The sequence below is a fragment of the Pseudomonas sp. Pse1 genome (assembly GCF_024519635.1).
Taxonomy (GTDB): Bacteria; Pseudomonadota; Gammaproteobacteria; order Pseudomonadales; family Pseudomonadaceae; genus Aquipseudomonas.
In genome coordinates this window covers 323,414-343,943 of record NZ_JALJRO010000001.1, presented here as the reverse complement: position 1 = coordinate 343,943, position 20,530 = coordinate 323,414, and the positions used below count along the sequence as shown (strand labels likewise).

22 protein-coding genes and 2 pseudogenes are annotated in these 20,530 nt (G+C 60.1%); 5 read left to right on the top strand and 19 right to left on the bottom strand.

Annotated elements, in window-relative coordinates; all coding sequences use genetic code 11:
- Positions 1–50 precede the first annotated feature (50 nt).
- Complete coding sequence (locus NR126_RS01535) at positions 51–314, bottom strand: hypothetical protein (RefSeq protein WP_105754165.1); 264 nt, start codon at positions 312–314, stop codon at positions 51–53.
- 456 nt (positions 315–770) lie between these two features.
- Here NR126_RS01535 and NR126_RS01530 point away from each other — a divergent pair, with 456 nt between their 5' ends.
- Positions 771–2,096, top strand: coding sequence for a sigma-54 dependent transcriptional regulator (locus NR126_RS01530; protein ID WP_027620922.1), 1,326 nt, complete (start codon positions 771–773; stop codon positions 2,094–2,096).
- A gap of 65 nt (positions 2,097–2,161) precedes the next feature.
- Here NR126_RS01530 and NR126_RS01525 read toward each other — a convergent pair whose 3' ends face one another.
- From NR126_RS01525 to NR126_RS28920, 10 genes and pseudogenes are all read right to left on the bottom strand, one after another.
- Positions 2,162–3,475 (bottom strand): transporter, encoded by a 1,314-nt coding sequence (locus tag NR126_RS01525; RefSeq protein ID WP_027620923.1) that lies wholly within the window; start codon positions 3,473–3,475, stop codon positions 2,162–2,164.
- Positions 3,476–3,521: 46 nt separating this feature from the next.
- The gene (locus NR126_RS01520; RefSeq protein WP_256829527.1) at positions 3,522–4,283 is read right to left on the bottom strand and encodes a hypothetical protein; all 762 of its coding nucleotides are present in this window, start codon (positions 4,281–4,283) and stop codon (positions 3,522–3,524) included.
- 46 nt (positions 4,284–4,329) lie between these two features.
- On the bottom strand, positions 4,330–5,010 hold the full coding sequence (locus tag NR126_RS01515; protein ID WP_027620925.1) for a C39 family peptidase: 681 nt from the start codon (positions 5,008–5,010) through the stop codon (positions 4,330–4,332).
- Positions 5,011–5,074: 64 nt separating this feature from the next.
- Complete coding sequence (locus NR126_RS01510) at positions 5,075–6,049, bottom strand: heme utilization protein (RefSeq protein ID WP_256829526.1); 975 nt, start codon at positions 6,047–6,049, stop codon at positions 5,075–5,077.
- A 66-nt stretch (positions 6,050–6,115) separates the two neighbouring features.
- Positions 6,116–6,694, bottom strand: a complete 579-nt coding sequence (locus NR126_RS01505) for an adhesin (protein ID WP_256829525.1) — start codon at positions 6,692–6,694, stop codon at positions 6,116–6,118.
- A 1-nt stretch (position 6,695) separates the two neighbouring features.
- Entirely contained in the window at positions 6,696–7,142 is a 447-nt protein-coding gene (locus NR126_RS01500) for a hypothetical protein (protein WP_105754167.1), read from the bottom strand.
- 369 nt (positions 7,143–7,511) lie between these two features.
- The gene (locus tag NR126_RS01495; protein ID WP_027620929.1) at positions 7,512–8,036 is read right to left on the bottom strand and encodes an AAA family ATPase; all 525 of its coding nucleotides are present in this window, start codon (positions 8,034–8,036) and stop codon (positions 7,512–7,514) included.
- Positions 8,033–8,596 (bottom strand): nicotinamide riboside transporter PnuC, encoded by a 564-nt coding sequence (gene pnuC, locus NR126_RS01490; RefSeq protein WP_027620930.1) that lies wholly within the window; start codon positions 8,594–8,596, stop codon positions 8,033–8,035. The genes NR126_RS01495 and pnuC overlap by 4 nt, the downstream gene beginning before the upstream one ends.
- A gap of 83 nt (positions 8,597–8,679) precedes the next feature.
- Positions 8,680–9,264 (bottom strand): annotated as a pseudogene (locus NR126_RS28925) (methyl-accepting chemotaxis protein); the annotation flags it as partial.
- Positions 9,265–9,585: 321 nt separating this feature from the next.
- Positions 9,586–10,224: pseudogene (locus NR126_RS28920) on the bottom strand (cache domain-containing protein); the annotation flags it as partial.
- A gap of 381 nt (positions 10,225–10,605) precedes the next feature.
- Between NR126_RS28920 and NR126_RS01480 the strand changes: the two are divergent.
- Together NR126_RS01480 and NR126_RS01475 are read left to right on the top strand one after the other, a co-directional pair.
- Positions 10,606–11,436: an undecaprenyl-diphosphate phosphatase gene (locus tag NR126_RS01480; protein ID WP_027620932.1), complete on the top strand. Its 831-nt coding sequence runs from the start codon at positions 10,606–10,608 to the stop codon at positions 11,434–11,436.
- Positions 11,437–11,438: 2 nt separating this feature from the next.
- Positions 11,439–11,822, top strand: a complete 384-nt coding sequence (locus NR126_RS01475) for a DUF1294 domain-containing protein (RefSeq protein WP_256829640.1) — start codon at positions 11,439–11,441, stop codon at positions 11,820–11,822.
- Here the strand turns inward: NR126_RS01475 and NR126_RS01470 are convergent.
- The 8 genes from NR126_RS01470 to pstS form a co-directional block, all read right to left on the bottom strand.
- Positions 11,819–12,163, bottom strand: a complete 345-nt coding sequence (locus NR126_RS01470; RefSeq protein ID WP_372825609.1) for an MmcQ/YjbR family DNA-binding protein — start codon at positions 12,161–12,163, stop codon at positions 11,819–11,821. The genes NR126_RS01475 and NR126_RS01470 overlap by 4 nt on opposite strands.
- A gap of 11 nt (positions 12,164–12,174) precedes the next feature.
- Entirely contained in the window at positions 12,175–13,104 is a 930-nt protein-coding gene (locus NR126_RS01465) for a LysR substrate-binding domain-containing protein (RefSeq protein ID WP_033866481.1), read from the bottom strand.
- Between the two features lie 86 nt (positions 13,105–13,190).
- Positions 13,191–13,826 carry a hypothetical protein gene (locus NR126_RS01460; RefSeq protein WP_372825514.1) on the bottom strand — a complete coding sequence of 212 codons (636 nt, stop codon included), beginning with the start codon at positions 13,824–13,826 and terminating at the stop codon, positions 13,191–13,193.
- A complete protein-coding gene (locus NR126_RS01455) occupies positions 13,826–14,524 on the bottom strand; it encodes a hypothetical protein (RefSeq protein ID WP_027620937.1) in 699 nt (232 codons plus the stop codon). The genes NR126_RS01460 and NR126_RS01455 overlap by 1 nt, the downstream gene beginning before the upstream one ends.
- Entirely contained in the window at positions 14,524–15,285 is a 762-nt protein-coding gene (gene pstB, locus NR126_RS01450; RefSeq protein WP_051550606.1) for a phosphate ABC transporter ATP-binding protein PstB, read from the bottom strand. Before pstB ends, NR126_RS01455 begins: the two co-directional genes overlap by 1 nt.
- 79 nt (positions 15,286–15,364) lie before the next feature.
- On the bottom strand, positions 15,365–16,258 hold the full coding sequence (gene pstA / locus NR126_RS01445) for a phosphate ABC transporter permease PstA (RefSeq protein WP_027620939.1): 894 nt from the start codon (positions 16,256–16,258) through the stop codon (positions 15,365–15,367).
- Positions 16,258–17,223, bottom strand: a complete 966-nt coding sequence (gene pstC / locus NR126_RS01440; protein WP_027620940.1) for a phosphate ABC transporter permease subunit PstC — start codon at positions 17,221–17,223, stop codon at positions 16,258–16,260. The genes pstA and pstC overlap by 1 nt, the downstream gene beginning before the upstream one ends.
- Before the next feature lie 75 nt (positions 17,224–17,298).
- Complete coding sequence (pstS, locus tag NR126_RS01435; protein ID WP_105754169.1) at positions 17,299–18,327, bottom strand: phosphate ABC transporter substrate-binding protein PstS; 1,029 nt, start codon at positions 18,325–18,327, stop codon at positions 17,299–17,301.
- A gap of 280 nt (positions 18,328–18,607) precedes the next feature.
- On the opposite strand from pstS, the gene NR126_RS01430 reads away from it, so the two are divergent.
- On the top strand, positions 18,608–19,219 hold the full coding sequence (locus NR126_RS01430) for an FMN-dependent NADH-azoreductase (RefSeq protein WP_256829521.1): 612 nt from the start codon (positions 18,608–18,610) through the stop codon (positions 19,217–19,219).
- Between the two features lie 229 nt (positions 19,220–19,448).
- The gene (locus NR126_RS01425; protein ID WP_027620943.1) at positions 19,449–20,486 is read left to right on the top strand and encodes a dienelactone hydrolase; all 1,038 of its coding nucleotides are present in this window, start codon (positions 19,449–19,451) and stop codon (positions 20,484–20,486) included.
- Positions 20,487–20,530 lie beyond the last annotated feature (44 nt).

Below are 20,530 nucleotides of genomic sequence, written 5' to 3'. Positions count from 1 at the left end.
GATGGGCAATAAAACAGCGGACCACCGAGCAGTGATCCGCTGTTGTTTACTTAGTGCGGCATGGACCAGCCCTGCAACTGATAACCTTTTTCTTTAAGTTCGCTGCGGGCTTCGTTGAGCAGTTTTTCAAGCTGTGCCGGATCGATGTTGCTGCTGGACAATTGCTTGTCGAGGAGGCGATTACTTGTACGGTCGATAACGGTCAGTGTCACCGGGCCGGTGCCGTCCTGCAGCGCCCAGGCTACGCATTGGAAAGGAGTAAATGCGCGGTCGGCAATCAAAAGAGCTTCGTTCATACGGAGCGGAGCGTTCATGGGGTCTTCTCTCTCAAGTGCCCAATCAAGATCTTCGAGGTGCCGGCGGTTGGGCGTACCGTGCGGCGGGTTACTTGTACTGATGCACGCAAGCAGGGGGCAGGTCACACATATTCCGAATAAATTTCATCTTTCTTTCAAAGTCACTTGAATGGCGGCTAGTTTGAAAGCCTGGTGAAAGGTTGGCCGCCTTTGCCGTTGATTCTTGTGGGAGCGAGCTTGCTCGCGAAAAGAACCATCGGCACCGCGTACTCGTTGAACATCTTCGCGAGCAGGCTCGCTCCCACAGGGATGCCTGTTGCATAGCAGGCTAAGTAAAGTTCTTATAGCTAAAAGCTCATTAGCCTTATAGTTAAACGATACAAGCCAGTGTCAAGTTCTTGCTAATGTTACACCCAGGCCTGCCAAACGACTGTTTCTAATAACTTTTCCATAATTTGGCGCCAAGGAACAGTCATGATTGAAACGCCTGCTACGCGACGTCTATTGGTGGTCGATCCCTGCGAGGATTGCCATCAGTTGCTGCCAGGATTGCGTGCCATCGGCTGGGATGTCGACAGTTGCAGCCTGGAAAATGCCGGGGACCGCAGCTGCGATGTGGGGCTCTTGCGATTGCAGCCCTTTCACCTGGAACGTCCCGAAGCGGTCAAGGACATGATCAGCCGCAGCGGCACCGAATGGATTGCCGTGCTCAGCCCGGAGGTCCTGCGCCTGCAGAAGGTGGGCGACTTCGTTTGCGAATGGTTTTTCGATTTTCACACCTTGCCTTTCGATGTTTCCCGGGTCCAGGTCACCCTGGGTAGGGCCTTCGGCATGGCGCGTCTGCGCGGTCAGGGCACCATCCATGTCGATCAGCCCGAGCACGAACTGCTGGGTGACAGCAAACCGATTCGCGAGCTACGCAAGTTGCTGAGCAAACTGGCGCCCACCGAATCCCCGGTGCTGATCCGCGGCGAAAGCGGTACCGGCAAGGAACTGGTGGCGAGAACCCTGCACCGGCAGTCGCAACGCCACAGCAAACCCTTTGTCGCGATCAATTGCGGGGCGATCCCGGAGCACTTGATCCAGTCCGAGTTGTTCGGCCATGAAAAGGGCGCGTTTACCGGCGCCCATCAACGCAAGGTCGGGCGTATCGAGGCGGCCAACGGTGGCACCTTGTTTCTCGATGAAATCGGCGATCTGCCGCTGGAACTGCAGGCCAACCTGCTGCGTTTTCTCCAGGAAAAACACATTGAACGGGTCGGCGGCAGCCAGCCCATTCCGGTGGACGTGCGGGTGCTCGCCGCGACCCACGTCGACCTTGAGGCGGCGATTACCGTCAAACGCTTTCGCGAAGACCTGTATTACCGGCTCAACGTGCTGCAGGTGGTGACCGCGCCCCTGCGCGAGCGCCATGGCGACCTGGCGATGCTGGCCAGCCATTTTTCCCACTTCTACAGCCTGGAAACCGGGCGCCGGCCACGCAGCTTCAGCGAGGATGCGCTGGTGGCCATGGGCAAGCATGACTGGCCGGGTAACGTCCGCGAACTGGCCAACCGGGTGCGACGTGGCCTGGTGCTGGCCGAGGGCCGGCAGATCGAGGCGCGTGACCTGGGCTTGCTCAGCCAGCAGGCCGTGGCGGCGCCCATGGGCACCCTCGAAGACTACAAGACCCGCGCCGAACGCCAGGCGTTGTGCGATGTATTGAACCGACACAGCGACAACCTCAGTGTCGCCGCCCGGGTACTCGGCGTGTCCCGGCCAACGTTCTACCGATTGCTGCACAAGCACCAGATCCGCTAGGGCGCGGAAAAGTGAAAGGCCCGCTGCGAGAGGATCGCAGCGGGCCTTTTGCTGTGTGAAGCGGGTTAGAAGTAGTACGGGAATTTCAGGCTGAAGGTGAAATCCGGGGCGTCGTCCGTCAGACCAATCGACAGGTTGGGCACGATGGTCAGGTTGTCGCTGGCGGCCACCGTCATGCCAACGTTGAAGTAGCCGGCGTTGGCATCGCTGGAGGTAACCGATTGCCAGTCGCCGCCGTCGGCCTTGAGCTTGCTCTTGCGTTGCACCAGGTCGGAGACCGAGAACGACATACTCATTTTTTCGTTCAGGGCAAAGGCGACACCCGCGCCGATCTGGAAGCTGTCGCCCAGACGAACCTTGCCGGGGGTATCGACGTTGACCGTGGAACTGATGTCATCAAACGATTCCTCCAGGTTGTGGGTATAGGACAGAGAGCCGAACAGCACGGCCGGGTCGAAGGTCTTGACCAGGGAAATCCCCGGGGTAATCGACCAGACGCCGTTACCGGTGGGCAGGTCATCCGGGACGAACAGGTTGCTGTTGCTGTCAACCTGGCGCAGCTTGATGCCAAAGGGCTCCTTGCCGGTCGGCGCCTTGACCCGCAGGGTAAACACCGCATCCGGGGAACTGACCGACTCGTCGAGGAACTTGTAGGCGACACCGAAGTTGACGTCGCCGATGGTCGGATCCTGGGTCACGGTCTCTTCGGAGGTCACGTTCGCCGCGCCGCCGGACGCGCCGCCGGACTGGTAAGTCGACTCGCGATAGACCACCGGCACGTTGAGGTCGAACTGCCAGCGATTATTCAGGTTGTAGCGGCCAGTGATGTCAAAGGTCCAGTTGTCAGCCTTGATCCGATCCAGGTTGATGTTGCCGAGGAAAATCGAGTCCAGGGCCAGGAAGCCGTTGAGAATCAGGGTGCGGGTGTCGTAACGGGCGTAAGTCACGCCGGTTTCGAGGCTGAATTTGCCGCCGCCGAAGAAACCGCTGGCCTCGTCATACAGGTTGGACACGCTTTGTGCCGGCTGGCTGTCATCCGACAGCGATTGGCCGTACGAACTGCCGGTAGCCCCGGCGCCCCCTGCTGCACCCCCCGATGCCGCTGCTGCCCCAGTCCCCGCAACCTGGGTATTGCCGCGCATGTCGGCAGGTGATTTGGCAAGACGCTTGGGTGGTGGTTCGGCGGGTTGTTCTTCTACCTGGCGGACTCGTTGTTCCAATACCGCCAGGGCCTTTTGCTGGACTTCGTAGCGTTGCTTCAGCTCCAGGAGTTCTTGTTTTAGGGCCTCTACTGCCGGATCGGGCGCTGCCTGCACCAGTGCCGCGGGAAGTAGAGTACTCAGACATACAACCGTGCGAAGTGACACCGATCGATACATGAATCAAGCCGTCCCTTTGAGCCCAATGGTCGAAAGTCAGCGTAGTTCAATATCCCATATTGCGTAGGCCTTTGAGTTGACTCAGGTTGCAATCCAAAGCGCCGGGGCTTGGGCCGTTGTTATTGAGTACCACGTTGAGCTGAGTCAGGTTGTTCACCATGTTGCTGTCGCCAAGCAGGCGAGTGTTTTGCAGCAAGCCACCCTGAGCAACCTGTTGCAGGGTACTGCCCTGGTTGTTATTGGCCGCGATGGCCATCTGGATACCGCCACTGTTGGCCGAAATGGCAATGGAACCGGCGGCGTTGCTGGCATTGATGGTGTTACCGGCGGTCAACACCTGGCTGCCAGGAGGCGGGGCGAGTGGTGCGGGGGCGCTGGACGCTTCTTTCACGTCAATCGCGACATTGTTGTAGGCGGTGTTGCCGTCGCCGGCGGCGCGCACGCTTTGCGTAACGCCCTGGGTACTGCTCAGCGCTGCACCGCCATAGATGTTGCCGGTGCCTTGGGATTGCGAGTGTCCTTTGTTACCTGAACCTGGCTCATTCACGGTCGAGACGTAAAACTGCGGTTTGACCGTGGAAGCCTGAATCTGCATTGAGGTCGACGCCCCAATCATGTCACCGCTGGCGTTGCGCCAGGTGCTGCTCATGACCACGCCAAAGCTGATGATCCGTCCTGGCATGACATAGCGACCGTGCAACTCGGAGAGCTCCGAGTCCTTGATCTCGATGGGCTTGAATCCTGCGTGGGCAAGCGTCGGCAAACTCGCAGCCAAGCATGCGGCGACCACCCAATGTGAAGTTTTCATCTTCGGCTCCTGGAGCGTCCAACTGCTCCTTTGTTTTTGTGAGCGCCTAGAAGAAATCGCTCTGAATAAAACCGAAATCCATCAACTCGGCATCTTTGACCGGATTGAAGTTATCCAGCTTGTTCTTGGCAGTCAGCGGCATCGGAGGATCGATCAAGGCATTGGCCTTGTCGTAACCGGGACCGATGATGGCAAACACAATGCCGTTCCAACCTTTCACAAAGTCATCGTGGGAGTAGCGTTTATGGCCCAGGACCGGATCACCGATGTACACCCAGTCTTTATCGGCCCGCTGCAACACCACGAAGTGCTTGTAGCCGCGAACATCCATCAGAACCACCACCGGGATCGTCACCGCTTGCAGTTTCTCAGGCGGAATACGATAGCCCCGCGCACGCATGCCGATGCTTTCGATGTAGCGCTTCATGTCGAGCATGGAAAACCCCTGGGTACGAACCAGGTCCTGGTCAGCACTGACCAGCATGCCCTTGATGATGTGCTCTTCATCGACATCCAGCCAATAAGCCTGGCGCAGGATGGTAGCCAGTGTGGCAGCACCGCAGCTGAAGTCGGTTTTCTGTTCGACCAAGTCGGCAAACTTGCGCTCACGCAGGCTTTGCACTTCCTTGTAGACCATGACACCGCCGGGTAGGGCGGCCACGGGCATCTGTGCAGCCTGAGTCAGGCCAGACAGGCAAAGCAGGAGGGAGAGGGCAGCAACTCGCATGGTCGTTACGCCTTGTGAGGTCAGAAGAAAAGCCCCGTTTCCGGGGCTTTCAGGTGCGTCGCAGTTAGAAGGTGTTGCCGCCTTGGCAAGCCTTGCAACCTGCAGCGATGGACAGCGAGTTGCTTTGTTGGTTACCCACGCCAGCTGCGACGTTGGTACCACCATTACCCGAGAAGCCGTTCATCGAGTTGGTCATCGAAGCATTGTTAACCACTGGGTTTTTCCAGCCATCTTTGGTCAGCACTTGCTGAGTCCAGTAGCCAGCCAGCTCAACACTTCCTTGTTCCTTGAAGGTGAACTTCTGATCTTTGTCCTTACCACCACCGTATTTGTAGTCATCATGACCTTTTTTGTCACCTTCGATGGTGCCATAGCCGGTGCCTTTGTAGCTGCCGGTAGCTTTGAAGCTGCCTTTGAGGTCAACCACTTTGTTCACACGGTCAGCTTTGTTGTCTACATCCAGGCCAGAGGAGGTCTGGTTGGCTGCAGCGGCTGCGGTGGCTACGCGACCGGCCGATACAGCAATGGCCAGGTTGTTTTTCTGTTGGTTGAAGTTGCCGGCGGCAGAGTTGACGCCGATGTTGCCGGAGCTGCCATTGCCAACGTTGTTGACGGTGGCGAGGTTTTGCGTGGAGCGGTTGGTCACAGAGTTATCAGTGCTGTTTTGAGTGGCACTGGACAGGGCAACAGCGCTACCGAAGATGAATTTTTCATCGGCGGTGGCGATGGCTGCGACGTTGTCTTGTTGGTTGCCGTCGCCGGCTGCAACGTTGGCGCCCATGTTACCGCTGGAGCCGTTGAGCGAGCTGTCAGCCTTGGCGGTGTTTTTGGTGCCTTGGTTGAGCACGCTGTTGCCGGAGCTGTCCTGTTGATCAAGGACCGCTGCGCCTGCACCGGCAGTGATCGAGAGAATCTGATCCAGGGTTGGACCTTGTGGTTTTGAAGGATGATGACGTTTGCCGCCATCGGCCTGAGCCGCAATTGCCATGACCGCTGCCAGAGCGAAAACCAGTGGTTTCAGAGCTGTTGTAGGTTTCATGGTGTTTCTCCGTGCTTATTAGTTGGTTAAGTGTTGGTACTTTCTAATTGCACTGCGGGATTTGGGTCAGTCTGCGACCCGGATGCTCAGGGTGTTAGCCATGCGGTTCCCCACCCCAGCACTCTGGTTCACCTGAATCACTCCTCGGCTGCCGGTGAAGGCCTGGTCGCTTGTCACGACCTGGCGACTGCCTTGCGAAGTGCCAGTTGCTCCTGAGCTCGGTAACAACGCCACGTTCTGTTGCGACAGGGCGCTGTCATCAATGCTCTGCGGCGCGGCGCTGACGCTGATCCGCATGGCATTGATCATTTGGTTGTTGGCCCCGGCGGACTGGTTCACGCCCAGTGCGCCGTTGCCGTTGCTGAAAGAATTGCCACCGATGGAACTGGTTGCGTTCATCGAACGATCGGCAGGCGTGGTGATTTTCTGCGTGATGCTGCCGGTGGCCGACGCCTCGGAGCCGATGGCGATGGCCCGGTTGTTGATCTGTTGCTGCTGGTCGCCGGCGGCCTGGTTCATCATCAGGTTGCCTTTGTAGTTGGCGCCGGAGTTATCCAGGGTTGCGTCGTTCACCGTGTTGACAGCCGAGTCAGCCATGGCCGAGGTGCTGCTCAACAGGGCGAGGAAAATCAGCGTCCGATTCATCTCATTTCCCCATATTGGTCAAAGGCGAAAGACCAATGTTGATGGAGCGGGTGATGGTGCCGGAGATCGCGCTGCCGCTACCGCCGCCGTGGCCGGACTGCATGCCTGGCAGACCATTGGGATTGGTCACCACGTTAATCCCGGCGCCGCTGTTGGAATTGGGCACGATGTTGCGATTGATGATGCTGGCGCCGCTGCTGATGCCCGCAAAGTCACCGTCGTTGAGTTCCGAATTGGTGACCTGGACGATCCGTTCGGATGGATTGGCATTGACCGTGGTCGGGTAAGGATCTTTGGCGAACGGCTGGCGGCCGATGGCGCGAGGTTGCACATCGCGTTGCAGAACAATCACCCCGTTGCCTTCGGCCTGCACCGGCAGGCTGAGCACAGAGCTGAGCGCGCATCCGAGCATCAGGAGGCGGGTAGTGCCTTTTTCGATAGTCCCCATGTCTGCACTCCTTCTCAAATTTGCCGCTGGCCCTGTCAGCGTTGTGAGGGAGAGAGCAGGAGCTGTGCCGCTTTTGATTTTTACTTGGAATTCAGAGGGTTGGATTTAGTGGGGGAAATTGGCCGATTAAATCTGTTTCAGCCGTGAGACAGGCGCGAGGGCAGCTTGACCGCTATTGGCCGGCTATCAGCGTCGGGATGCTCTGGATCAAGGGTTGGGGCGAGACTGTTTCAGTGGCTTAACACTGTATGTGTCAAGCCGATGAACCCCTTGTACGCAGGCCGTTACACCCTTGCGCAGTGTTTCAGGAACGGACACTTGCACCCCCAAAACAGGGGGAAAGTGGGGGTAAAGCGTTGTTTTGAGGGGCTAAAACTTGAGCAATTGCTCTACCGCAAGCAGTGCCTGACGGCGTCTTTCGCTCCAGTCGCCCTCAATAATCTGCAGCGCACGCCGGTGGTTGCGCAGCCATTCGCAGGTTGCCTCGAAGAATGCCTGGCGCTGGCTCAGTTCAGGCTGGCAACGTTGACCATCGTCGGTCCACTCCACCATTTGCGGGGAAAGCACCAAGTGCAGGTCGTAGTGGCGGGCCAGCAGTTGTTCTTCGATCCAGGCCGGACAGTCGCCAAACAAGGTCTGGCTCCAGAGCATGTTACTTAGCAGATGGGTATCGAGGATCAGCAGGGCTGGCTGCTGCGCGCGGGCACTGTCTTCCCAGGCCAGTTGCCCGCGGGCGATGGCCGGGATGTCCGCCAGGCAGGTGTCGCGCGGATTCTGCTCGATGAAATAGCGCACGTATTCGCCCACCAGCAGCCCGCCGAACTGCTGCTGCAACTCGGCCGACAGCCAGCTCTTGCCGCTGGATTCAGGACCGCTGAGCACCAGTACTTTCATGTGCGCAGTGCCGGGTCAGCACGCCACTCACGCAGGCCCTGGACCGCCAGCGCGGTGAACACCGCGTACAAGCCGGCCGTCAGGTACAGGCCCTTGTAGACGAACAGGCCGACGAAGATCACATCCACGGCAATCCACAGCGACCAGCATTGCACGCGTTTTTGCGCCATCCACCACTGGGCGACCAGACTGAAGCCGGTCAGGGCAGCGTCCAGCCACGGCTGCGCGGCATCGGTCCAATGGGCCATGGCCGCGCCCAACAGCAGGCTGCCGATGGCGCCCAGGGCCAGGTCGCGAGTGACTGTGCCAGCGCCCAGGCGGGTGACCTCGCGGCCATGATGGGTGGCGCCCCCGCGCGTCCATTGCCACCAGCCATACAACTGCAGGCCGGCGTAGACCACCTGCAGCAACATGTCCGAGTAGAGTTTGACGTCGAAGAAAATCCAGCTGTAGAGCAGCACCATCACCAGGCCGATCGGCCAGCACCAGGGGTTCTGCTTGACCGTCAACCAGACAGCGATCACGCCGAGCGTGGCGGCAAACAGTTCAAGCCCGGACATGCAGATTCCTTGGTCAAGTCGAAGAGGGCGCCGATTGTACCCAGAGTGGGCGGCCAGGCGTTAGTGCCCTCAGTGTTGGCGAGTTACACCCGGAACTGCTTGAGCGAGGCATTGAGCTGTTCACTCAACGCCCGCAGGTGTTCGCTCGCCGTGCTCGATTGTTCGGCCGCCAGCGCGGTGCTGTGGGACAGCCCGGCCGCCTGGGTGACGTTCTGGTTGATGTCCTCGACCACCTGCGCCTGTTGCAACGTGGCGCTGGCGATGGAGGCGTTGAGACCATTGAGGTTGTGCAGCGCCTGGCCAATGGCGCTCAGGCTGGCACCGGCGAGGCCGGCTTGTTCGATGGTCAGTTGCGAGGCACGGCTGCTGTCGCCGATGACTTTGACGGCGGCCTCGGAGTGGTTCTGCAGGCGTTCGATCATGCCCTGGATCTCGGCGGTGGACTTCTGCGTGCGCTGGGCCAGCAAGCGCACCTCGTCCGCTACCACGGCAAAACCACGGCCCTGCTCACCGGCCCGCGCCGCTTCGATCGCGGCATTCAGGGCCAGCAGGTTGGTCTGCTCGGCAATCGAACGGATCACCTCCAGCACACTGCCGATCTGCGTGCTCTCAGTGGCCAGGGTGCGAATCACCTGCACCGCCTGGTCGATGGTCGAGGACAATTGGTCGATCTGTTGCAGACTGGCATCGATGTTGACCTGGCCTTGTTGGGCCTGGACCTGTGCATCGCGCATTTCGCTGGCGGCATGCTCGGCATTTTTTGCCACGTCCTGCACGCCGTAGGTCACTTCATTGATCGCGGTCGCTACCTGTTCCATTTGCTGTGACTGCTGCTGACTGCGCGCCTGGGCCTGGGCGGCGTTATCGCCCAGATCGCTGGAGGACTGCCCCAGGGCGCTGGCTGACGCTTGCAGTTCGCCGATGACCCCGCGCAACTTGGCGGTGAAGGCGTTGAAGTGACGGGCCAGTTGAGTCACTTCGTCCTGGCCGTGGGTATCGAGGCTGCGGGTCAGGTCGCTTTCGCCGCTGGCGATATTGGCCATGGCGTCGACGGTTTCCTGCAACGGTCGAACGATGCTGCGGGCAATGACCATCACCAGCAGTGCCATCAGCACGGCAATGCTCAGGCCAACCAGCGAGGCCTGGCGGACCTGGCTCTGGAACTCGACCTGCATGTCGTCGATGTACACGCCCGAGCCGATGACCCAGCCCCAGGGTTCGAACAGTTTGACGTAGGAAGTCTTCTGCACCGGCTCGCTGGCGCCCGGCTTGGGCCAGCGATAATCGACCATGCCGGCGCCCTTGGCCTTGGCGATGGCGACCATCTCGTTAAACAGCGCAAAGCCATCCGGGTCCTTGATCGCCGAGAGGTTCTGCCCGTCGAGCTTGGGATTGGTCGGGTGCATGACCATGACCGGCGTCAGGTCATTGATCCAGAAGTAGTCGTTCTGTTCATAGCGCAAGCCGCGAACCACACTCAGCGCCTGCTGTTGCGCGGCGTCGCGGGTGAGGGTGCCGGCGGTTTCCAGTCGATGGTAATAGTCCAGCACGCCGCTGGCAGCCTGGACCACATGCCGGGTTTTTTCCGCCTTGGCCAGGTACAGGTCCTGGTGAATCTGCTTGAGCATCAGCAGGCCCAGGGTTAATAGCATCAGCACAGCCACCACCAGGATCAGCCACAACCGCCGGCTGATCGACATACTGCGCAAGCTATTCATAGCGTGTCACTCCCGTTTCTTGTTCTTGTCATAAAGCGTTGCCAGCATTCAGGCATGCTTTGGCCACTACGCCAATGCGACTGAAGTCCTATAACGGCGCAGCGTTGTCAGGGCATGTCTGATAGGATTTCGGCCGCACACGGGAGAACCTGAGCCCGTGTTGATTTTTCACAGGATTTTTACCTTTTTCGGTAGATTCTGTGCGCCTTGTCCTTCAGCTACGCTGATCGCAGTGAACACTCAAAAAATATTAACGGGGCATGCCTGGGGGCATCGCTTCATGGGGGATTGATGGATCTTTGGACGGCCGCACAGGCTTTGATTCTTGGAGTTGTAGAAGGGCTGACGGAGTTTTTGCCCATTTCCAGTACCGGGCACCAGATCATCGTCGCCGACTTGCTCGACTTCGGTGGCGAACGGGCCATGGCGTTCAACATCATCATCCAGCTCGGCGCGATTCTCGCCGTGGTCTGGGAGTTTCGCCGCAAGATCCTCGATGTGGTCATCGGCCTGCCGACCCAGAAAAACGCCCAGCGTTTCACCGCCAACCTGCTGATCGCCTTTCTGCCGGCGGTGGTGCTTGGGGTGATCTTTGCCGATCTGATCCACCACTACCTGTTCAACCCGATCACGGTGGCGACCGCGTTGGTGATTGGCGGGATCATCATGTTGTGGGCCGAACGCCGGGTGCATACCGTGCGCGCCGAAACGGTCGATGACATGGTCTGGACCGATGCCCTGAAAATCGGCTTCACCCAGTGCCTGGCGATGATTCCGGGGACCTCGCGTTCCGGCTCGACGATCATCGGTGGCCTGTTGTTCGGCCTGTCGCGCAAAGCCGCCACCGAGTTTTCATTCTTCCTCGCCATGCCAACCATGGTCGGTGCCGCGGTGTACTCGGGCTACAAGTACCGTGACCTGTTCCAGGCCTCCGACCTGCCGGTGTTCGCCATCGGCTTCGTCACCGCATTCGTTTTCGCGATGATCGCGGTCAAGGGCCTGCTCAAGTTCATCGCCAGCCACAGCTACGCCGCGTTTGCCTGGTACCGGATCGCCTTCGGCCTGCTGATTTTGGCGACTTGGCAGTTCGGCTGGATCGATTGGGCAGCGGCCAAGCCGTGAGCCTGGAGATCCAGCATCCACGGCTCAAGGGCCTGATCTTCGTCGCGCTGTGTGCGCTGCCGGGGATCGGCTCGACCCTGATGTGGTTGCGTGGCGTCTCGCTGATCCCGCTGACGGCCTACGGGCTGATGAGCCTGGTGGCGTTCCTGCTGTACTGGAGCGACAAACGCAAGGCGCGCGCCGAGCAGTGGCGTACCCCGGAGAAAGTTCTGCACGCGCTGGAACTGGCGGGTGGCTGGCCGGGAGCGCTGCTGGCCCAGCAGGTGTTCCGGCACAAGACCCGCAAGGTTTCGTTCCAGTTGGTGTTCTGGCTGATCGTGCTGGCGCATCAGGTGTTCTGGATCGACCAATTGTTCCTCGACGCCGGCTTGTTCAGCCTGTTCTAAAGCAACAAACCAACTTGCACGCGTTTGGGCAACTTACTCACTACCAGTTGATGGGAACGTTGCAGCAAGCCTTGCAGCTCGTCGGCGCCCAGCGGGTAGGGCAGTTGCATGATGACCCACTGGGCCCGCGCCAGATACGGCGCCGGGCTTATGCCGGGACGGTCGACATGGCCCAGGAACAGATCCTTGTCGACCTTGAACGCCAGAGAGTCGCCCCGCAGGTTTTGCAGGGCGAACATCTTGGTGCCGGCCACCGAAAACACCCGCACACCGCCCCATTTATAGTCTTCCCGGGCACCCGGCAGTGCCAGGCAGAACTGCGCCACGGCGTCCTCGGTCATGGTTGCAGCCTTCATATCAGACGATCCCCGCAGCTGTTGAACGACTCGGCCAAATGCTCGATCCAGGCGCGTACCGCCGGCAGTACACCCCGACGATGAGGGTAGACCGCCTGCAGCCAACCGCCGGGCAATGACCATTGGGGCAGTAATTGCACCAGCGAGCCGTTGGCCAGCTCCTCCTCGCAGTACATCATCGGCAGGATGGTGAAGCCCAGCCCCGCCAGGGTGCAGGCCTTGCGCACCAGAAAGTCGTCGATACCCAGACGCGCTTCCAGGCTCAGGTCACAGGTCTGTCCCTGTTCGCCAATCATGCGCAAATGCACCAGGCGGTCGGCTTCCAGGGCGCCAAGCACTGGCACCTGTTTCAGGTCGTCCGGGGTGTTGATCTGGCGTTCGCGGACAAAGCTCGGAGCGGCGACTATCACGGTCTGCGCCTGGCGTAGGCGGCGGGTCACCAGCAAAGGGTCTTCATCGCCGAGCTCACGCACCCGCAGGGCGACATCGATGCCCTCTGTCACCAAATCAACGCGACGATTGAGCAACTGCATTTCCAGCTGCACCTGGGGGAAACGCTGGAGAAAGCTGCTGATCACCCCTGGCAGAAATTCATGAGCCAAGCCCACCGGGCACGATACCCGCAGTCGTCCCCGTGGCTCGCTGGTCATGCTCGCCACGGCTTCGTCGGCCATCTCGGCTTCCAGCAGCATCGCCTGGCAATGGCGCAGGTAGCGTTCGCCGACGGCGGTCAGATTGAGCTGGCGGGTGGTGCGCTGCAGCAAGCGCGCACCGAGACGTTCTTCGAGCTCGGCGATGCGCCGTGACAGGCGTGACTTGGGAATACCCAGCAGGCGCCCGGCGGCAGCGAAACCACCGGCTTCGACCACCTTGGCGAAGTAATAGAGGTCGGACAGATTTCGGGCGGTGCCCTCTGTCAATGTCATGAAAGCTCGCCTGTTTATTGGAAAGGATAGGGGGCCGATCAAACGGCCCGGCGCTAATGATCCAACAAATTCAGGCGAGACGACACTCAGGAGTAAACGGCGCGTGCACCTTGTGCCACGGCTGGCGAGTGATCCAGCGAATGTTGCCGCGCAACCTGTGCCTGGACCACGGCAACCGCATCGAGCACCTTCTGCGCCCAGTGCTCGTCCTGCGGATCGACTACGACCACGCGAAAGCCGTAGTCATGGCCTTCCATGCGCACACCTTCGGAATCATCGACGTGCAAGTCGATATCGAAAGCCGGCGGCAGCTTCGATGGCGAGTTCGATAAGCCACGGGCCGCCAGGGCTTCGTTATGCAAGACACTGTTGACCACGCCGTCGACGCGAATGCCGTACAGCAACAACCAGCGGCGAATGTAGGAAGGCGTGCGACCGGACGAGGTGTAGACCCAGATGCTGCAGCCCTGGCGACGCAACTCGCGGGTCAAGGCGCGAGTGCCGATGCGCAGCGGTTCAGTCAGCGAGCTGTGCAGACGCTCCGCCAGCCAGTTCGGCTCGACGTCGCTGTGCTCGGGTTGGCAGGCCAGGGTGTCATCGATATCGAAGGAAATGCGGATGCGCGGGGCCTTATCCGCTGCGCCAGGGACGGCACGCTGCATCGCTTCCCAGCCACGGGAGGCAGACATGCGGCATTTTTCGAGCAGTGGATAGCCGTTCATCAACGTCCCCCCTGAGAGATCGGCAAGGGCTTGTCCTTTAGAAAAAACGTCTTCGGATCAGGCGCCTGATCTTCCAGGAAAGCGGCGTACTTTTTCTTGATCTTGGGCAACTCGTACAACGCCTTGACTCCATGTTTGGCAGAATTTCGGATAACCGACGACGGGTTGAAGTAACCCATCGCGTTTTCCAGCGACAGCACGAACGGTGGCAGGCCGTCGCGCATCAGCAAATAGCTGACGATCAGCGAACCGCTGCGGTTGTTGCCCTCGATAAACAGTTGCGGCTTGCTGAGGATGCGCACGTAGACCCCCGCAGCGCGCTTCCACACTGATTCGCTGTGGTGCTTGCAATACCAGGCGTGGAGATCCTTGATGCCACCCTCGACGTTGTTGAAGAAGTGCTCTTCGGTTGCCGTCAGGTGCTGGGCGAATTCCAGGCGGCGCGCCGGGTCGTTGCCGCAGAGCACGGTGGCGTTGATTTCCAGCATTAAGTCCAGGTGCTGCAGGTCGAACAGGTCAACGCCACGGGCCACATACTCGTCAACCAGGGCGTAGCCTGCGATCACATTTTCCAGCACCTCGTCGGTCATGGGATCGCGCTGCTCAGTGAAGTGCAGGCTCAACTCGTCGAAACGGGCCTGGACTTCACGCAGGGCGCGCTCAACCGCGACTAAATCAAGACGACGCTGGGTTGGCATTAGCTGAACTTGCCGCTGATGTAGTCGCTGGTCATTTGCTCGCGCGGATTGTCGAAAATCTGCGTGGTCGGGCCCATTTCCACCAGATAACCGGTGCGCGTACCCTGGGAAATATCAACCGAGAAGAACGCCGTGGTGTCGGCCACCCGAATCGCCTGCTGCATGTTGTGGGTGACCAGGGCGATGGTGTAGTCCTTCTTCAGCTCGACCATCAACTCTTCGACCCGGCGGGTAGCGATCGGGTCAAGCGCCGAGCATGGCTCATCGAGCAATAGCACTTCCGGCTCGGTAGCGATGGCGCGGGCAATGCACAGGCGTTGCTGCTGGCCGCCGGACAGCGACAGGCCGCTGACCTTGAGCTTGTCCTTGACTTCATCCCACAGCGCCGCGCCCTGCAGCGCGTGCTTGACGCGATCACCCAGGTCGCCCTTGTAGCGATTCAGGCGCAGGCCAAAGGCGACGTTGTCGAAAATGCTCATGGAGAACGGGTTGGGCTGCTGGAACACCATGCCGATGTAGCGGCGCACCACCACTGGGTCCACACCCTTGCCGTAGACATCCTGGCCGAGGAAGTGCACGTGGCCTTCAAAGCGGAAGCCTTTGACCAGATCGTTCATCCGGTTGAGGCTGCGCAGTACCGTACTCTTGCCGCAGCCGGAAGGTCCGATGAAACCGGTGATCTTGTTCTTTTCGATCGGCACATGGCTGTCACGGACCGCCAGGAAGTTGCCGTAGAAAATTTTGTCCAGCTTGCAGTCCATGACCACAGGCGCCGGGGTAACGATAGGAGCGGCATTCAGTTGTGCAGTTGAAAGGTTCAAAATTCAGGTGCTCCCGTTCTCAATACTTGGGCTTGCCGAAAATACGGCTGACGATATTCACGACCAGTACGATCATTACCAGCACCAGCGAGGCCGCCCAGGCGAGCTCCAGCTGGTTGTCGAATGGCATGCCGGAGAAGTTGTAAATCAGCACGGCAAGGGATGCCGTTGGATTCATCACTGCCAGGTCGCCGTCGTGGAAGATCCAGTAGTTGCTGAACAGCGCGGTAAACAGCAGAGGGGCGGTTTCGCCGGCGGCACGTGCCACCGCGAGCATCACGCCGGTGAGGATCGCCGGCAGGCCGGTTGGCAGGACGATTTTCCAGATCACTTGCGAGCGGGTGCAGCCCATGCCGTAGGCCGCGTCCTTCATGATCTTGGGCACCATCTTCATCGACTCTTCGGCGGTCAGCACGACGATCGGCAGCATCAGCACCGCCAGCGCCACACCACCGGCCGGGGCCGAGTAGGTGCCGGTGGTCATCACCACCAAGGCATAGGCAAACACACCGGCCAGGATCGACGGCAGGCCCGTGAGCATTTTTGCGGCAAAGCGCGCGGCATTGGCCAGGCGGCTGTGCGGACCCAGCTCGGCCAGGAACACCGCCGCCATAATGCCCACCGGCACGGCGATGGCGGCGGCGATGCCGACCATGACGAACGTACCGGCCATGGCGTTACCGAAGCCGCCACCGGTTTCAAAACCGGTGGGTGGCAGCTCGGTGAAGACTTCCAGGCTCAGGCGCGCACCGCCACGGGTGATCAGCATGTACAGCACGGAGATCAGCGGCACGCTGGCCAGCAGCGCACCGGCCCAGACCAGGGTGGTCAGCACCAGACTGCGCAGGGCGCGGCCTTCGAACTTGCGCTGCAGGCTCGGCAGGGCGGCTACAGGGGTAGAGAGGTCCGTCATCATTTATTACCCCGCTGGGCGTAGAGCATGATCATCGAGCCGAGGACGTTCACCAGCAGGGTGATCATCATCAGCACCAGTGCGGCGTACATCAGCACTTCGATTTCGTTCGGCCCGGCTTCCGGGAAGTTCAGCGCCAGCAAGGCCGCGAGGGTGTTGGCCGGGGCGAACAGCGACAGGGAAATGTTGTTGGCGTTGCCCACCAGCATGGCCAGGGCCATGGTTTCGCCCAGCGCCCGGCCCAAACCGAGAACCAGCGAGCCAAAGATGCCGGTAGCAGCAGAAGGCACCATGACCTTGAGAATCGCTTCCCAATGGGTGGTCCCCATGCCGTAAGCGGCCTGTTTGGTTTTCATCGGCACGGCGGTCAGGGCGTCCTGGGACACCGCGGCAATGGTCGGCAGGATCATGATGGCCAGCACCAGTGCTGCGGGAAGCAGTCCGGGGCCACTCAGTGATGTGCCGAAAAAAGGTACCCAACTGAGCTCGGTGTGCAACCAGGTGGTCAGCGGGCGGATCGCCGGAATGACCACGTAGATGCCCCACAGGCCGTAGACGACGCTGGGGATCGCGGCGAGCAATTCGACGATGGTGCGAAATACGGCGGCGAGTTTCGCCGGGAGGAAATCCTGGGTCAGGAAAATCGCCATGCTCACGCCGAAGAAGCCGGCGATCAGCAACGCGATAAAGGCGCTGTACAGCGTGCCCCAGATGGCCGGGAGGATGCCGTACTTGCCTTGGTTAACGTCCCAGACACTGCCAAAGAGCACGTCAAAGCCATGCTTTTCCATGCCCGGCAATGCCTTGCGACCGACTTCGAAGACCAGCGCGAAGACTAACGCCAGCACCAGCACCACACCGACGCGCGCGAACGCACGGAAGGTACGATCAACAAGGAAGTCTTTGGTCGAGGGCGGCTGGCAGGCGGAGTCCGGATTAACCGGTACGCTAAAGGGTCTGTTCATTGGCTGATTCCGGAACAAGAGAGGGGAAGCGCTCCCGGTGTGGCGGGTAGCGCACACCGAGAAGCCTCACGTGCCTTACTGAATGTTGGCGGAAGCTTTGCGAACCTGATCGATCACCGACGGCGGCAGCGGGATGTAACCCATCGAGTCGGCGATCTTCTGACCTTCGGTCAGGCTGTACTCGACCATGTCGCGCATGGCCTTGGCTTTGGCCGGGTTGCCGTTGTCCTTGCGGAAGATCATCCAGGTGTAGGAGGTGATCGGGTAGGACTTGGCACCGTCCGGATCCGGCAGCCAGGCCACCAGGTTCTCTGGCATTTTCACCGCGGCCAGTGCTTCGGCGCCGCTTTCGGCATTCGGCACTACGTACTGACCGGCCTTGTTCTGCAGTTGGGCGAAGTCAACCTTGGCCAACTTGGCGAAGCCGTACTCGATGTAGCCGACAGCACCCGGGGTCTGGCGCACGGTAGCGGTCACGCCATCGTTCTTCGGCGACTTGATGAATTTGTCGCTGGCCGGCCAGTTGACCGTGTTGCCTTCACCCAGAGTGGTGTTGAACTCGGTGTTGATGGCTGCCAAATGCTTGGTGAACACGGCGGTAGTACCGCTGGAGTCTGCACGCACGACCACGGTGATCGGCATGTCAGGCAGTTTCAGTTCCGGGTTGGCTGCAGCGATCTGTGGATCGTTCCACTTGGTGATCTTGCCCAGGAAGATGTTGGAGTACACCTCGCGTGGCAGTTTCAGGCCTTTAGGATTGCCTGGCAGGTTGTAGGCCAGAACGATTTCGCCGGCGGTCATCGGCAGCAACTGGGCGCCTTCGGCTACTTTGGCAATGTCTTCGTCTTTCATTGCCGAGTCGCTGGCGGCGAAGTCGACGGTCTTGTTCAGGAAGTCCTGTACACCTGCACCGCTGCCTTTGGATTGGTAGTCGACGGTGACGCCTTCGGTCTTCTTGCTGAAGTCCTTGAACCAGGTGAGGTAGATCGGCGCAGGGAAGCTGGCGCCGGAACCGGTCAGGCGAACATTATCGGCAGCGAATACGGAGCCGGCACAAAGAGTGGCTGTAACGGCGAGGGCAACGGACTTCATCAAGCTTTTCATCGAAAGGACTCCTTGTGATATCGGGCTCGCGCACTTTGCAGCAGTTTTGTTACGGTTTTATGAATGGCGTTTATGGCGCGGCGAAATGCCACCTTCGTAGAGACCTCGTAAGCCAGTCGCTAGCCGAGTCGTACGGCACTGTCCTACAGAAGAAGCGAAAATCATTGTCCTATCAGTAGGACGAACCATCACATTATTGCTGACTTATCACTGATTAATCGCATCTGTAGGATTGTCCCTACTTGATCGCCCAGTGGCGGTCCTCACTTGGAGATCCCACATGAAACTGCTGCACATCGATTCCAGCATCCTCGGCGACAACTCGGCCTCCCGTCAGTTGAGCCACGACGTGGTCCAGGCCTGGACTGCCGCAGAACCTGAAGCTGTGGTCACCTACCGCGACCTGGCCAGCGATGCCATCAGCCACTTCAGTGCAGCGACCCTGGTGGCAGCGGGCACCAGTGCCGAGTTGCGCAACGCCGCGCAACAGCACGAAGCCGACCTCAGCGCCTCGACCCTGGCCGAATTCCTCGCCGCCGATGCCGTAGTGATCGCCGCGCCGATGTACAACTTTTCGATCCCGACTCAGCTCAAGGCCTGGATCGACCGTATCGCCGTCGCCGGCCAGACGTTCCGCTACACCGAAGCCGGTCCTGAAGGCCTGTGTGGCAACAAGAAAGTCGTGGTGGTGTCGACCGCCGGTGGCCTGCATCAAGACCAACCGACCGCTGTCGGCCATGAGGAGTACCTGAAAGTCATGCTCGGGTTTATCGGTATCACCGACATCGAGTTCGTCCGTGCCCACGGCTTGGCCTACGGTGATGACGTACGCAGCAAAGCCATGAGCGATGCGAAAGCCCGGATCAGCGATCAGTTGTTCGTCGCTGCCTGATTCTGCCGGTAAAAGGTTCAGCCGCAGCGGCTGTAACCACTGGACTCCGCGCCCGGATCGAGAGTAAAACGATTCGAGCGCGGAGTTTTTTCATGAGTGCCATTTTCACGCCATCCCGGACATTGGCCCGGCTTATGCAGCACTGGCGGATGGCACCGTTGTCATCTCGGCTGAACCCCGCGATTGTGGACACACGGTTAATCACTCGGGTATTACGCTGGGGCTTCCCATGTCACGTCTGTGGGCGTTGTTACTGTTCTGCCTACTCGGCAGCCTGAATTCGGTGCACGCCGCGCCCGCACCGCACCCGCACTGGAGTGTCGGCTACCACCACCTGAGCTTTCTTGACCCATTGGACCTGCAACCAATGGGGGCGATTGCCTTTTATCCCTCTACCGGTATCGAGCACTCGAGCACGCTTGAGGGCTATCAGGTCGAGGCCACGCAAGATGCGCGTGTCGCCATCGGCCGCTTCCCGATGCTGATGCTGTCCCACGGCAACACCGGCACGCCGCTCGCCCTGCATGACCTGGCCACCTCGCTGGCGCGCAAGGGCTTCGTGGTGGTGGCGGTAATTCACCCCGGCGACAATTCCACCGACCACAGCCGTCTTGGCACCTTGAGTAACCTTTACGGACGGCCGATCCAGATTTCCGAAGCCATCACCGCGACCCTCGCCGACCCGATGCTGGCGCCATTCGTCAATCCCGAGCAGGTCGGGGTGATCGGCTACTCCGCCGGCGGCGAAACTGCGCTGATTCTGTCTGGCGCCACCCCTGACCTGGACCGCTTGCGCCGCTACTGCCAGGAGCGCCCGGCCGATCACGACGCCTGCAATACCCAAGGCGAACTCATTGCCGACCGCGACGACCTGCAACCGGTGGCCGACCCCAGGGTTCATGCACTCATGCTCATGGCACCGCTGAGCCTGAAATTCGGCCGCCAGACCCTGTCCGGGGTCCACGTCCCGGTACTGCTCTACAGCGGCGACGGCGACCAACTGGTCGCCGTCGACAAAAACGCCGCCGCCCTGGCGCGCAAACTCCCCACCGCCCCCAACTTCAAACTCCTGGCCGGCGCCGGCCACTTCATCTTCATGGCCCCCTGCAACGAAGCCCAAACCCAAAGCATGCCGGCCCTGTGCACCGACCCCGACGGCGTCGACCGCGCCGACATCCACCGCAACCTCATCACCGAAGCCGGCCACTTCTTCACCCATGCCCTGGCACGACCAAGCCGGGCGGGGATGCAGACGGCGGATCAGTAGGAACAAGCCGACCGCCAGGTCGCTGTGCTTTGGCTCTTGATCTG